The following is a 13,321-nucleotide window of genomic DNA, read 5'->3' on the forward strand; positions in this document are numbered from 1 at the left end:
CTCCGAGTTTACATGGCCCGAGCAGTGCTCGAACCACTTTGCTTCGAAGAGGATGTCTGAGATCGCGACCCGGCTCGAGTCGACCCTCGCGGGCCACTCACCGTCTCGCGGCGACCTGGTGAACATTACCGGTAGCCCACACCCCAGGCAAACCGGAGCTCCTGTGTCACCGGTCACCGGGTGCACAGCGAGGGGCCTTCACCCCCGGCCTCCCTCCATCCCCGGTGGCCGACGTTCCCCCGTGAGCCCGCGTGCGCCTACGCGCGCGCGTTCCTTTAGTCCCCAGACCCCCTGAACGCGGCTCCGCAACCCCTGAGGTTCCTCGACCCCCCCACCCCAGCGCCCCCGTTCCTCCTGACCCCCTCCCCACCCACGGAGCTGCTACTCCCCTCCCTCACTCGCGCCCCCGGCCCCCGCTGGCAGCTCGGCCACTCACCGAAATGACGAAAAGAGGTGCGGACAACCCTCATCGAATTGACAAACCAATGCCCTTCTCAGGATTTCCTTCCACGACAACTCATCACTCATTCGGCACGACACCACCAGGCGTTTGCGTCTTCACGTTCTCGCACGTCAGGAGCAGTCCCAAACTCCAAGCAAGATGGTTTTCCCCTCTCTCGGACACGTATCCAAAATTTCTCGAAGCACTCTTGTCATCCAACCGAATCCGATACATGATGTGCAGCGTCACAGGAACTCATTTTCTGGTCGCTTGGTCCGCCCGCCCACGGGACGGGCCTCGACCAGGCCGCGTGCCGGAAGTTCGGGGGAACGGCGGGCGCAGCGCGGCCATGCACCCTTGGAAGGACTTGCATGGACTCCTCATCCCCCGACGCCCCTGACAACCACAACCCGGACGGCGCCGTGGGCGGCCCCATCAACGCCCCGAACTTCACGGACTGCACGACTGACGTCATCCTCGTGGACGCGACAGTCACCGTGAGCGATCCCGTCTGGCAGATGACGATGCAGAACGGGTCGCCTTCCCTGGCCACCATGGTCGTCCCGGCGGCGGGGATCGTGGTGAACACGACCGGTCTAGCCACCTGCACCGCCACCGTCAGTCCCACCGCGGACGCGCCGATCGAGGGTGTGTGGTCCAACGGCGACCCGGCTTCGACGTTGGCCTTCGACACGGCGACCGCCGTCGTCGTGGAGGGAGGCTTCGGCTGCCCCAACGTCGATGAGGCCGGGTTCACCGCCACCTACGCGGTGACCAACGCGGACGACCCCGCGAGCCCCATCACGGTGAGCGGCTGACCCGTTCGGGCCGTTCCGCACGGCCCCCGTTCTGACGCTTCTCCTCCTGGCCGAGCCCCGCCCGGCCCTTCCCTTCCTCCCACCGCACCCACGACCAACTGCGGAACGGGCCGGGCCACACGTGCCCCGAAGTGGCTCGGCCCTCCTTCTCAACCCGCTCCACCAGGTCGTTTGTCGACTTCTCGACCTCTCGATTCGGCGACTCCGCGTAGTCCGCGAAGGCCTCGAAGCCACCGCGATCCAGGGGGCGATGACACGTTCACCGTGACGCCCGTCCCCCGGCCTTGGCGCCCACCCCCGACCCTTCGAACGACCGAGGCCGGTCCGCGTGCCCCTTGCCCTCCCGAGCACTCCCCCGCTGGCCCGGGACCTCCCCGGCTGGGCGCGGTCGCCGAACACACTCTCCCCAGTGACAACTACGCACGAGTAGTCACTCACCTGTCGACGAAGAAAGTCCGTGGCCTCCTCGCCTACGGTCGCAGTACTCCGTGGAGTCACGAGGCGAAGGCTCTGCGGAGGGCGCGGACCGCTTCGCCCGTCCCCGGACCCACTCGGAGACCTCATGGCGTCCCATCCCGGCAGCCCGCCCACCCCACCGGAACGGCCCTCCTCGTCGGCCGGGTCGACTCCGGCGGCTTCCCGCTCCCCTGGCCCCTGCGCTCCTGCCTCTTGCGCGACACCGACACCATCCCCACCGGCCCCGCCCTCGTCCGCGGCCAGGCTCCGCCACACGTTGAAGGTCGCTCGGGTCCTGGTGAGGGCCGGGGTCCTCTCCCCCGGTCGTCCGGACAGGATCGTCCGCCAGCTCCGCGCGTTGAGGACCTGGGGAGCCACGATCGCGGGCGGCTACGCCGCGGCCGGTGAGCGCGTACCCGACCAGGTGTCGGTGATCGACGAATCCGGCAGTACGACCTTCGGTGAGATGAACCAGCTCGGGCGAGCACTGGCCCGGGACCTCCACGAACTCGGGGTCGGGCAGGGAACCAGGGTGGGCATCCTGTGCCGCAACCACAGCGGACTGGTGCAGGCGGCCGTCGCCTGCGGCCGTCTGGGCGCGGACGCCGTCCTCCTGAACACCGGCCTGGCGGCGGGCCCCCTGCTCGACGTGATGAAGCGCAACGAGGTCTCGCTGCTCATCGCGGACGCCGAGTTCGAGGATCTGTACCAGGACCTGGCTCCGGAGATCCCTCGCGTGACGGCCTGGGGTGAACCGCGTGTGCCCGGGGCCCGGATACCCACGAGGAACCGGGTATCCAGGGGGGCCGGTTCAGCGGGCAACGACCCGAAGGGCCGGACGGCGGACCCGCCGCCACCGGAGCGGCCCGGCAGGCTGATCGTGCTCACCTCGGGAACGACGGGCACTCCGAAGGGAGCGCGCCGCCCCACCCCGAAGGGGCCGCAGGACGCCGCCTCCGTGCTGTCACGCATCCCGTTGGACTCCGAGGACCGCATCCTGGTGTCGGCGCCGGTCTTCCACACCTGGGGGCTGGCCGGGGTGCAGCTGGGCATGTCGATGCGGGCCACGCTGGTGATGCGCCGACTGTTCGAGCCGGAGGACGCGCTCCGGACGATCCAGGAACAGCGGTGCACGGTGTTGTTCGCGGTACCGGTGATGCTGCGGAGGATCATGGATCTGCCCCGGTCGACCCGCGAACGGTACGACACCTCCTCCCTGCGGATCGTGGCGTGCAGTGGTTCGGCGATGAGCCCACAGCTGATCAGCGACTTCATGGACGCGTTCGGGGACGTCGTCTACAACCTGTACGGGTCGACGGAGGTGTCGTGGGCGACGATCGCCACCCCGGAGGACCTGCGACTGGCTCCGACCACCGCCGGTCGGCCTCCGCTCGGAACCCGGATCGCGGTCCTGGACGAACAGGGCCGGGAGGTCCCGCAGGGGAGCGAGGGAGCGATCCACGTCGGCAACGAAATGCTCTTCGACGGATACACCAACGGAAACACCAAACGAATCGCCGACGGGCTGATGGAGACGGGCGACCGTGGTTACGTGGACGCCCACGGGCTGCTGCACGTGGCCGGGCGGAACGACGACATGATCGTGTCGGGCGGTGAGAACGTCTTCCCGCGTCCGGTGGAGGAGGCGATCGTGTCGATGCCGGCGGTGCGGGAAGTGGTGGTGACCGGGGTCCCGGACGAGGAGTTCGGCCAACGTTTCGCGGCCTACGTGGTTCCGTACGAGGGCCGCTCCGTGGATCCGAACGAACTCCGGATGTACGTCCGCGAGGCCCTGGGCCGGTTCTCGGTACCGCGTGACGTGGTGGTCCTGGAGGAGCTGCCGCGCAACGCCACCGGGAAGGTGGTCAAACGGCGGTTGCCGAGCAGTGCCTCACCGCGGCCTCACGACTGGCAGCCCTCAGACGAACCGGACGGCTCGCGCAGGCAGGGATAACGCCCCGCGCCCGCGCCAACGAAACGCGTCCCGTTCCTCGCGGGCTTCCGAGATCCGCCACAACGGTCCCGCGAACCTACGAGCCCCCGAACTCCCTGGCCTCCTGGCCTCCTGGCCTCCTGGCCTCCTGGCTCCAGCGCTACCGTCCTCGGACGCTCACGATCCTCACCCCTTCCCGGTCTCCTGCTCGACCCCCGACACACTCGCTCAACACCTTTCCCCGCTCCCCGACAGCTCCGCGATGGCGCCGATCCGCCTCGGGCTCGACGCCATCGCGGACGACTTGATACCTGATGCACATCCCTGTGTCCCGATGTCCTTTTTTGCCTTGTGCGCAAGGCAATTGTGGGCTTTGACATTGGGTGCGTGGTTACTACGATGTGGAACGATGCCCGACCGATCCCCCGCCCCCAGGGGCGACTTCGAACTCCCAGCAGTCGACGAGCAGATGTGCTTCGCGCTGTACGCGGCCTCGCGTGCCGTCACGAACCTCTACCGCCCTCTGCTGGATCCGCTCGGCCTGACCTATCCCCAGTACCTCGTGATGATGCTCCTGTGGGAACGCGGAGAGTGCGCGGTCAAGGAGATCGGCGCGGTGCTGCAACTCGACTACGGCACTCTCACGCCGCTGCTCAAGCGCCTGGAGACCAACCGCCTCCTTCGTCGGGACCGCGACCCGGACGACGAACGCTCGGTGCTGGTCACCGCCACGAAGGACGGAGCGGCGCTGCGGGCCCGCGCCCGGGGCATCCCGGAGGCCATCGGTCGGGTCATCGACCTGCCCCCCGAGGAGTTCGAGGCGACCAGGCTCGCGCTGCGCAAGCTGACCTCCCACGTTCTCGCGGGTGAGGCCCGCATCGAGGCTCCCTAGGGGGAGCGGTCGCGAGGACGGACACCACGGGGGTCGTGCCCGTCCTGCGGGGACCGAGTGGGAGAAACGGTGCGGACGGGCTCGAATGCCCGTCCGCACCAGCTTTCCGGAGGCTTCCGGGTTACCGTTGAAGCATGTCGATCTGGGCTTCAGACAACCGCAACGGCCACGTCCGAGAGGCTCTGACCCTCCTGCTCTCGCAGGGGGTGATCGACGACTTCAGAATCAGCCCAGAAGACGAGTTCCCGTTCAGAATCCAGGTGCCCGCGGGGATCGTCCCGATGACGGAGCACCAGGCCGCGCACTTCGCCCTGGGCGCCGTGACCGCGCACTTCGGTCACCTGGCCCGGGACTCCGAGGGGACGGGGTTCTGACCGCCCGGACGATCCACCGCACGTGCCGTACTCCGACGCCGGTCTCACGCGCTTCGACATCCGATCATCCCGCCTCGACGGTCGTCCCCACGGCCCCACCCTCAGCAACCACCCGGGGTGAGTTCCCAGTAGCCCGCAGAGGTCTCGGTCAGTGAGGTCCGCGCGGCCGTGTTCCAGAGCCCGACCAGGTCTCCGGAGCTCAGCGCGTAGGCGTGGCCGAGGCGGTGTTCTGCCCGGCCCTCGATGACGTGGGCGTGGTTGTTCGCGGTCACGCACTCTCCGGAGGGTCCCTCCGCGGGTCCTTCGGTCGGACCTTCCGCGGGGCCCTCGTCCGGCGGATCGGCGGGCTCACCGTCACCGGTTCCCGCGACGCCCCAGAACTGAGCGGTGTACCCGGTGGAGAAGACCGTGTCCAGGAAGTAGGCTCCCGCCGTGCCGCATCCCGACGACGGGTCGACCGGGGTACCGTGACCCACCCCCGCCATGGAGAAGTACGCGACCGCCGCGTCCGCAGCACCACCGCCGTAGTACTCAGCGGTCGTGGAGCCGGGCAGGTTCTCCGTGCCGTCGGGGGAGGCGGACAGCCCCCACACGTTCCCCCACTGCGCGACGCTCGCCTGACCGTTGGCCGTGGCCACGGTGTGGTCGGCGGTCCCGTGCCAGACCGCGACCCGGGGCAGGCCGACTCCGTCCGGGAGCTTGGCGCGGACCCGGTCGCCCCACTCCTGCGGTGTCGGGGTCTTTCCGGGGTTCATGCAGGTGAAGGCGTCGAGCATGCCGCTGGCGCACCCCACCGGAACACCGGCGACGATGCTCCCTCCAGCGAAGAGGTCGGGGTGGGCGGCCAACACTTCACCGGTCATGGAGCCGCTGGCCGACAGCCCTGAGACGTGGACGCGATCGGCGTCCAGGCCGCGCTGGGCGACGGCGTGCTCGACCATCGAGGCCACCGACCGGGCCTCTCCGGAGCCGCGGGCCACGTCACCGGGCGGGGTAACAGTGATCGGGGGGTTCGGCCGAACCGGTACACCGAAGCCTAGAACGCGAGTGACCTGAGCAACATGTTGACGGGACTCCGATCAGCTGACTCCGACAGGTGAGAAGTCCACAGTCTCTCGCTCGCGCACGGGCCGAAACCACATGGACGCGCCCCGGGGTGTGTCTGTGCCCCCTATCCCCCGGTGTGCGGGGCGCGCCTAGTTTTCTGGCATGACGACGCACGAGTTCCTGTCGGACGCCGCGCGACAGGCCCCCGGTTCCCCCGCCGAACCCTCTTCCCACCCCCCTTTCCCTCCCAGTGCCTCGCCATCGCCCAGGACCACCCCTCTCCCGGAGTCCACCTCCGCCCCCTCGGCCTCGCCGTCCCCCCACACCACCCGTGTCGACCTCACGGGAAGGACGGCGCTGGTGACGGGCGCCGCCAGCGGGATCGGCCGCGCGTGCGCCCTGCGCCTCTCCACCGCCGGGGCCACGGTCCGGCTGGTCGACATCGACGGCGCCACCCTCGCCGAGCTCGCCGAAAAGGGTGTGGGCGAGCCGGTGGAGCTGGACCTGACCGACCTCGACGCGGCCGAGGAGGCGGCCCGTGGCGCGGACATCGTGGTGAACAACGCCGGGGTGCAGACGGTCTCCGCCGTGCAGGACTTCCCTCCGGAGCGTTTCTCCCTCATCCTTCGACTCATGGTCGAGTCGCCGTTCCGCGTGGTGCGCGGGGCCCTGCCGCACATGTACGGGCGCGGATGGGGCCGGATCGTCAACATCTCCTCCGTGCACGGGCTGCGCGCCTCCGCCTACAAGTCCGCGTACGTGGCGGCCAAGCACGGGCTGGAGGGGTTCTCGAAGGTGGTGGCCCTGGAGGGCGCCCCACACGGAGTGACCTCCAACTGTGTGAACCCGGGCTACGTGCGGACAGCCCTGGTGGAGAAGCAGATCGCGGACCAGGCCGAGGCGCACGGGATCCCAGAGGATCAGGTGATCTCGGAGGTCCTGCTGGCCCGCACCCCGGTGAAGCGGTTGATCGAACCATCCGAGGTGGCCGAGATGGTCGCCTACCTGTGCTCCGACGACGCTTCCTTCGTCAACGGGGCGTCCCTGCCCATCGACGGAGCCTGGAGTTCGAGCTGAACACCACCCCTGACCCTCAGGGTCCTCCCCCCGAGAGGTCGGGGGCCGAGCGGCAGGCGCTCTTCCTGGAGCTGCTGCTTCGTGACGCTCCGGCCGTGGAGTACGAGCGACCGGTTCTGCGAGCACGCTCGGACGGTTCGGACGCGGAGACGGTGTCCGCGCTGGAGAGCGCCAAGTTCGCGGCGCTGCGCGTGCGGTCGGTGCTGCGGGACCGGCAGCGGCGCGAGTCGGAGCTGAGCGCGCTGTTCGAGACCGCCAACGACCTCGCCGGGATGCGCAGCCTCGACCAGGTTCTCCGGGCGATCGTGGAACGCGCCCGACACCTGCTCGGGACGGACGTCGCCTATCTGACCCTGAGCGACCCGGAGGCGGGCGACACCTACATGCGGGTGACGTCGGGGTCGGTCTCCGCGACCTTCCAGCGGCTCCGGCTGGCTCCCGGCAAGGGGCTGGGTGGCCTGGTGGCCAGTACGTCGCTGCCGTACGTCACCGCCAACTACTTCGCGGACCCCCGCTTCGAGCACGCCGAGAACATCGACGACGGTGTTCGCGTGGAGGGGCTGGTCGCGATCCTGGGTGTGCCGCTGCGCATGAACGGGCGCCGGGTCGGGGTGCTGTTCGCGGCCAACCGGAGGGAGCGGCCGTTCGCGCACTCGGAGGTGGCGCTGCTGTCGTCGCTGGCCACGCACGCCGCGATCGCGATCGACAACGCCAACCTCATCGATGACACGCGTCGGGCCCTGGACGAGCTGCACACGATGAACGAACGCCTGCAACGGCACACGGCGTCAGTGGAGAGGTCGGCTGCCGCGCACGACCGGTTCACTGACCTCGTGCTGGGCGGGGGAGGGGTGCGGGAGGTCGCTGCGGCGGTCGCCGAGGTCCTGGGCGGAACCGTGCGCATCCATGACCGGACCTCCGACGAGTCGGTGACCGCTTCCCCCGAGGGTGTGGCCGGTGCCACCCATGTGCACGGGATGACCTACGGGACCGGCACATCCAGAGCTGCTGGGACGACCGGTGCGGCCGGTACGCGCGAGACGGTCGGTGTTCCTCGTGAGCCCGAGGGGGACGGGGACCCCCTCTCCGATGGAGACGCGGGGATCGCCGAGGCCGCTCGATCCTCCCTGGCCAGCGGGCGCGCCGTGTCCGTCGAGGACGCGTGGGTGGCGGCAGCGGCGGCGGGCACGGAACCCCTGGGCACACTCGTGCTGCGCGGAGTCGAGCTGGACAGCACCGACCAACGCGTGCTTGAGCGGGCGGCGATGGTGACGGCGCTGCTCCTGCTCATCCGCCGTTCGGTGAGCGAGACGGAGCACCGGGTCCGCGGCGACCTGCTCAACGAACTCCTGGAGGTGCCCGCGCGTGACCCGGTGTCCCTGCGCCAGCGGGCGGCGCTGCTCCACGCGGACCTGGACACCCCCCACGTGTTGGTTGTCGCGGAGGCGCCCGGGGGAGACCCGCAGCGGTTGCGCTCGGCAGCGGCCTTCGCCGCCGAGACGGTCGGCGGGCTGGCGGCCGCCCGTGGCGGGAGGCTGGTGTTGGCGTTGCCCGGATCCGACCCCTCCGAGGTGGGCGGTCGGGTGTCGGCGGAGCTGTCCGCCGCCGCCAACGGCCCGGTGACGGCCGGGCTGGCCGGACCCACCCGGGGTCCGGAGACCTTCCGGGACGCGTTCACGGAGGCGGTGCGGTGTCTCCAGACCCTGCGGTCCCTGGGGCGGATCGGGGACGCCGCCACCACTGACGACCTCGGGTTCTCCGGGCTCCTGCTGAGCCAGGACAGGGACGTCCCCGGTTTCGTTGCGGCGGCGCTGGGCCCGCTCCTGGAGTACGACGCCAAACGGGGCACCCTGCTGGTGGAGACCCTTCGCGCCTACTTCGCCGCCGGGGGCAACCTCTCCCGCGCCAAGGACGACCTGCACATCCATGTGAACACCGTGGCTCAGCGCCTGGAGCGGATCGGGCAGCTGATCGGAGCGGACTGGCAGATCCCCGACCGCGCGCTGGAACTGCAAATCGCCCTCCACCTGCACGGTCTGCTCGACAAGGGCGTGGACCTGCTCGGCGACCAGTGAGGCCGACTTCACCACCGGCGGTTGAACCATGCGGCCGGGGCGACGAGGCGCCCCCGGCCGAGCCCCGAGCAGGTGAAGGGCGGGGGTCCGGATCCGGTTCCGGGTTCGGTTCCCCGGTCCCGGCTCCTGCGCGCCCGGATCCGTCAGCAGGGGCCCTGGTCCGACCAGGCGCCCCACTCCTCGGCGGAGTGCTCCTGGACCACCTCGACCTCCGTGAACCCGGCCTCGCGCAACAGGGCGCGGGCGTCGTTCTCGGTGCCGCCCGCGACGTCCGGGACCTCCGCGTGCTGAGGGCCGACCGACAGCGACAACAGGATCGACTCGCCGCCCTCCAGCTCCGTGCCCGCCGCGGGCTCTGTCGCGGCCACCTCGCCGGGGTCGACGTCCTCGCTGTAGGCGTCCTCGTAGGCGAAGGTGAGGTCCAGTTCCAGGGCGGCCAGCTCCGCCTCAGCCTTTTCCGGGGAGAACCCGGCGAGATCAGGAAGTGGGGTGTCCTCACCCGGGACCAGGGCCCATCCGGCGACGCACAGCGCCAGCACCACGGCCCCGGCTCCGACCAGGACGGGGCAGACGCCGCCACGGGGGAGTGGTCGCCGCGTTCCCCGCGGGTCCCCGGTCCGCCTCGGCGGCGAGGGCGTCGGCGACCACGATCGGGATGGGCTGGGTGACGTCGCCGCCCTCGTCCCGGGGCTGGGGCAGCGATCTCAGCACCTGATCGACCAGGTTGAGGTACTGACCGGCGTCGCGCGGCCGGTAGCGGGGGTTGGGTTCGGTGGCGTTGGAGACCAGCATGTCCAGGTCCGGCGGCAATCCGGGGACGGTGGCCGAGGGGGGCAGCGGTTCCCCCTCCTCGCCCCGGAGCTCACCGGTCAACAGGGCGTGCAGGAGCGCCCCCACTGCGCGTACGTCCGAGCGCGGGGTCAGGTCCTCGGCGCCCACCAGTCGGAACCCGGTGACCGTGACCCGGCCGTCGGCCCCCAGCACCACGTCGTCCGGGGTCGGGCCGCCGTGCACCAGACCCTGGTCGTGGGCCGTCCGGAGCGCCTCCAGGGCCTCGGCCACGATACTCAGGGCCATGTGCGGGTTGTAGCGCAACCCCTGGTCACCACCGCTGAGCACCTCGGCGAGGGTCTCTCCCGGAGTGGGCTCGGTGACCAGGTACACGTGCTCGCCGTCCCGACCGTCGCCGAGCACGCGCACGAGGCCGGGTGTGTGGAGCCCCGCCAGGGTCTGGGCCCGGCCCAGGAAGGCGTGGACCACGGCGGTGTCGGCCACCAGGCGGGGATCGAGGAGCGTGACCGTGACGGGCTGGTCCGCCACGGTGTCGTGCCCTTCGTGGACGGACACCGGGCCGTCGCCGCTGACGCGGTCGCCCACGAGAACGCGTCCGTGCAGCGTGACACCGGAAAGGGGGGAGGGGCTGGGGGACTCCATGAGTCGGATTCTACGGCGCCGAAACCACGCGAGGCCTGCCCCAACGGTCCGTATACGGACAGGGGTGAGCGAATACGGACACACGGTTCCCTCTGCCCGAATACCCCCTGACCAAGAGGCGAGACCGTCCCGGGACGACGGGAGTAGAGTCGGCCAGAAATTCCTTCGCCCCCTGTGAGGCCCCATGAACACCCTCGACAGCAACCACGACCGGGACGATCGGGCCGCCGGTGTCCTGCTCGGGGCCGCGTGCGGCGACGCGCTCGGGGTGCCCTACGAGTTCGCCGCCCGACTGTCCGAAGAGGAGGTCCCCGCGATGGTCGGTGGTGGCCTGGGGCCCTACGCCCCCGGGGAGTACTCGGACGACACGCAGATGGCCGTGTGCATCGCGGAGTCGCTCCGGGACCACGACGCCCCTCGCTCCGGGCCCGCTCTGGAACAGACCGCCCGGGCCTTCCTGGCCTGGCGCCGTGACGGGGCGACGGACATCGGCGCGCAGACCGCCCGAGTCCTGGGAGACACCGAGCGGGCCCTGGCCGACGACGGTGCGGGGGAGACGGGCGCCGCGGAGGCGATGACCCGACTCTCCGCTCGGATGTTCGGCGCCGGGGAGCGGAGCGCGGGCAACGGGTCGCTGATGCGTACCGCCCCGCTCGCCCTGGCGCACCTGGACGACCGCCACCAACTGGCCGAGACCGTGCGCGTGTACAGCCTGCTCACCCACGGCGACCCGCTCGCCGCCCAGGCGTGCGTGCTGTGGTGTGAGGCGATTCGGCAGGCCGTGGTGGACGGGTCCGACGAGGGTCCGCGCTCGGGGCTCGACCTGCTGGAGTCCCACGACCGCGACACCTGGGCCGGGCACCTGGCCGAGGCCGAGGACTCCCCGCCTCGGGCGTTCGCACCCAACGGGTTCGTGGTGCGCGCGCTCCAGGCGGCCTGGTCGGCGATCGCGCACACCCCTGTGGAGGCGGGGGACCGGAACCGGTACGCGGCCCCGGTGTGGGCGGCGGTGCGCGCGGGCGACGACACCGACACCGTGGCGGCGATCGCCGGTGCGCTGGTGGGAGCGCGGTGGGGACGCTCGGCCGTCCCGGAGGAGTACCTGGCGGCGGTGCACGGATGGCCGGGCTACCAGGCGGACGGGCTGGCGGAGCTGGCCGGTGAGATCGTGCGACGGCACGGGGGCTAGACCCCGCGGGCCCGTTCGAGGGTGAGCGGACACGGACTCCCGGGGAATCCGGCGCCACGACCGCCGAGGGCTTCCGTTTGCTGCCGGGGAGCGGACGTGGGGCATCATGGTGGCGCACGGAAGCGGGAACGCGGTACGGGAACGGGGAGCGGCCATGGCGGAGCGAATCGACTGGGTGCCTGCGCACGATCACCCGGAGCTGACGGCTGACTCGGTGCGAGCGGCCATCGCGCCCTTCGACGGTTCGGTGCGCGCCGCCGCGATCGATCCCGAGTTGGCGGACACCGCCGAGTTCTGCGAGGCCTACGGGCTGCCCCTGGAGACCAGCGCGAACTGCGTCGTGCTGTCCGCCAAGCGCGGCGGCGAGGTGACGTACGCGGCGTGCATGGTGCTGGCCACGGACCGGGCCGACGTCAACGGGGTGCTGCGCAGACACCTGGGGGCACGCAAGGCGTCGTTCGCGCCGATGGACGAGGCGACCGGGTTGACGGGCATGGAGTACGGGGGCATCACCCCGTTCGGGTTGCCCGAGGGGTGGCCGGTCCTGGTGGACAAGCGGGTGCACGACACCCCGTGGGTGGTGGTGGGCAGTGGATTGCGCCGCTCGAAGCTGCGCGTTCCCGGTCCGCTGCTGGCGGAGCTGCCGGGTGCCGAGGTGCTGTCGCTGACGCGCTAGGGGACGGGTTTTCGCCCGCGCTGGGACCTCCACGAGTCAATTTGTCGACAAATCCACGAGTGGTTAAGGCGGGTTTCGGAACGGGGGCGGCGTCGTCACTAAGTGCCTGAGCTTGGGACATACCGGTTTCCGCTGAGGGCCTGACCGGAAGTGGAGTGCTGGCCCCGGCCCCGTGGGCGGAAGCGGGGCCGGCGCGTTCCTGACGCACTCTCCCTGGTCGACGCGCTCTCCGGCTGATCGTCCGGGGGACCCTTCCTACGAGGAGGGGTAGCGCAGGCGGTACCACTGGGGCGAGGTGCGGTTCATGGGGAATCCGAGCCCCCTCCGAGGGGCGTCCTCCACGTCGAGGAGGTCCCACCCGGGGAACGCCTCCTGGACCTCGGCCTGGGACACCCCTCCGACCATCTTCCGGAAGATCGACGGCCCGAACTCCAGCATGATCAGGGTCGCTCCCGGGGCGGCGAGCGCCGTCACGCTGCGCCCCTGGGCCGCTCGCTGTTCGGCGTCGAAGCCCTGGAAGCAGCCGATGTCGATGAACAGGTCGAAGCTCCCCAGGTCGGGGGAGAGGTCGGTGGCGTCCCCGACCAGGTAGCTCACCTCGGCGGGCCCCTGGAGGCGAGCCGCCTCGACGGCGGCGGGGACCAGGTCGACACCGGTCACGTCCCAGCCCTTCTCGGCCAGCTCCGGGGTGAACCGCCCCCGGCCGCATCCGATGTCCAACGCGCGGCCGGGGCCACCCCTCTCCTCGGCCTCGCGGTCGAGGAAGGAGAGGAACCGGACCATGGCCACGGATCCGTAGCGCTCCCACGGGGTGACGCCGAGACGGTACATCCGCGCGTAGTTGGTCATGGCTCCACGGTAGGCCCCGATACCGGAGGTGGCCAGGCACCCCGGGGTCACCAGGGAAA

At 70.7% G+C, this 13,321-nt stretch carries 10 protein-coding genes and 2 pseudogenes; 8 read left to right on the top strand and 4 right to left on the bottom strand.

Features of this window, described 5'->3' with window-relative positions:
* Window positions 1-828: 828 nt before the first annotated feature.
* The 4 genes and pseudogenes from D452_RS28615 to D452_RS0118635 form a co-directional block, all read left to right on the top strand.
* Window positions 829-1,260: pseudogene (locus D452_RS28615) on the top strand (hypothetical protein); the annotation flags it as partial.
* A gap of 733 nt (window positions 1,261-1,993) precedes the next feature.
* Window positions 1,994-3,670 carry an AMP-binding protein gene (locus tag D452_RS28620; RefSeq protein ID WP_051061330.1) on the top strand — a complete coding sequence of 559 codons (1,677 nt, stop codon included), beginning with the start codon at window positions 1,994-1,996 and terminating at the stop codon, window positions 3,668-3,670.
* Window positions 3,671-4,058: 388 nt separating this feature from the next.
* Window positions 4,059-4,541, top strand: coding sequence for a MarR family winged helix-turn-helix transcriptional regulator (locus tag D452_RS0118630; RefSeq protein WP_017545659.1), 483 nt, complete (start codon window positions 4,059-4,061; stop codon window positions 4,539-4,541).
* Window positions 4,542-4,675: 134 nt separating this feature from the next.
* Window positions 4,676-4,915, top strand: coding sequence for a hypothetical protein (locus D452_RS0118635; protein ID WP_017545660.1), 240 nt, complete (start codon window positions 4,676-4,678; stop codon window positions 4,913-4,915).
* Window positions 4,916-5,016: 101 nt separating this feature from the next.
* Here the strand turns inward: D452_RS0118635 and D452_RS28625 are convergent.
* Window positions 5,017-5,904, bottom strand: a pseudogene (locus D452_RS28625) (extracellular catalytic domain type 1 short-chain-length polyhydroxyalkanoate depolymerase); the annotation flags it as partial.
* A gap of 220 nt (window positions 5,905-6,124) precedes the next feature.
* On the opposite strand from D452_RS28625, the gene D452_RS0118650 reads away from it, so the two are divergent.
* A complete protein-coding gene (locus D452_RS0118650) occupies window positions 6,125-7,039 on the top strand; it encodes a 3-hydroxybutyrate dehydrogenase (protein WP_083927557.1) in 915 nt (304 codons plus the stop codon).
* Window positions 7,024-9,114 carry a helix-turn-helix domain-containing protein gene (locus D452_RS0118655; protein ID WP_026129458.1) on the top strand — a complete coding sequence of 697 codons (2,091 nt, stop codon included), beginning with the start codon at window positions 7,024-7,026 and terminating at the stop codon, window positions 9,112-9,114. The genes D452_RS0118650 and D452_RS0118655 overlap by 16 nt, the downstream gene beginning before the upstream one ends.
* Before the next feature lie 143 nt (window positions 9,115-9,257).
* On the opposite strand, the gene D452_RS31455 is transcribed toward D452_RS0118655, so the two are convergent.
* Window positions 9,258-9,656, bottom strand: coding sequence for a PASTA domain-containing protein (locus D452_RS31455; RefSeq protein ID WP_017545665.1), 399 nt, complete (start codon window positions 9,654-9,656; stop codon window positions 9,258-9,260).
* Window positions 9,610-10,548 (bottom strand): protein kinase family protein, encoded by a 939-nt coding sequence (locus D452_RS28630; protein WP_017545666.1) that lies wholly within the window; start codon window positions 10,546-10,548, stop codon window positions 9,610-9,612. The genes D452_RS31455 and D452_RS28630 overlap by 47 nt, the downstream gene beginning before the upstream one ends.
* A 184-nt stretch (window positions 10,549-10,732) precedes the next feature.
* On the opposite strand from D452_RS28630, the gene D452_RS0118665 reads away from it, so the two are divergent.
* Both D452_RS0118665 and D452_RS0118670 read left to right on the top strand, forming a co-directional pair.
* Window positions 10,733-11,737, top strand: a complete 1,005-nt coding sequence (locus D452_RS0118665) for an ADP-ribosylglycohydrolase family protein (RefSeq protein ID WP_017545667.1) — start codon at window positions 10,733-10,735, stop codon at window positions 11,735-11,737.
* Between the two features lie 154 nt (window positions 11,738-11,891).
* Entirely contained in the window at window positions 11,892-12,413 is a 522-nt protein-coding gene (locus tag D452_RS0118670) for a YbaK/EbsC family protein (protein ID WP_017545668.1), read from the top strand.
* Between the two features lie 255 nt (window positions 12,414-12,668).
* Here D452_RS0118670 and D452_RS0118675 read toward each other — a convergent pair whose 3' ends face one another.
* Entirely contained in the window at window positions 12,669-13,262 is a 594-nt protein-coding gene (locus D452_RS0118675; RefSeq protein ID WP_233515831.1) for a class I SAM-dependent methyltransferase, read from the bottom strand.
* Window positions 13,263-13,321 lie beyond the last annotated feature (59 nt).

It is taken from the genome of Nocardiopsis prasina DSM 43845 (assembly GCF_000341265.1).
Lineage (GTDB): Bacteria > Actinomycetota > Actinomycetes > Streptosporangiales > Streptosporangiaceae > Nocardiopsis > Nocardiopsis prasina.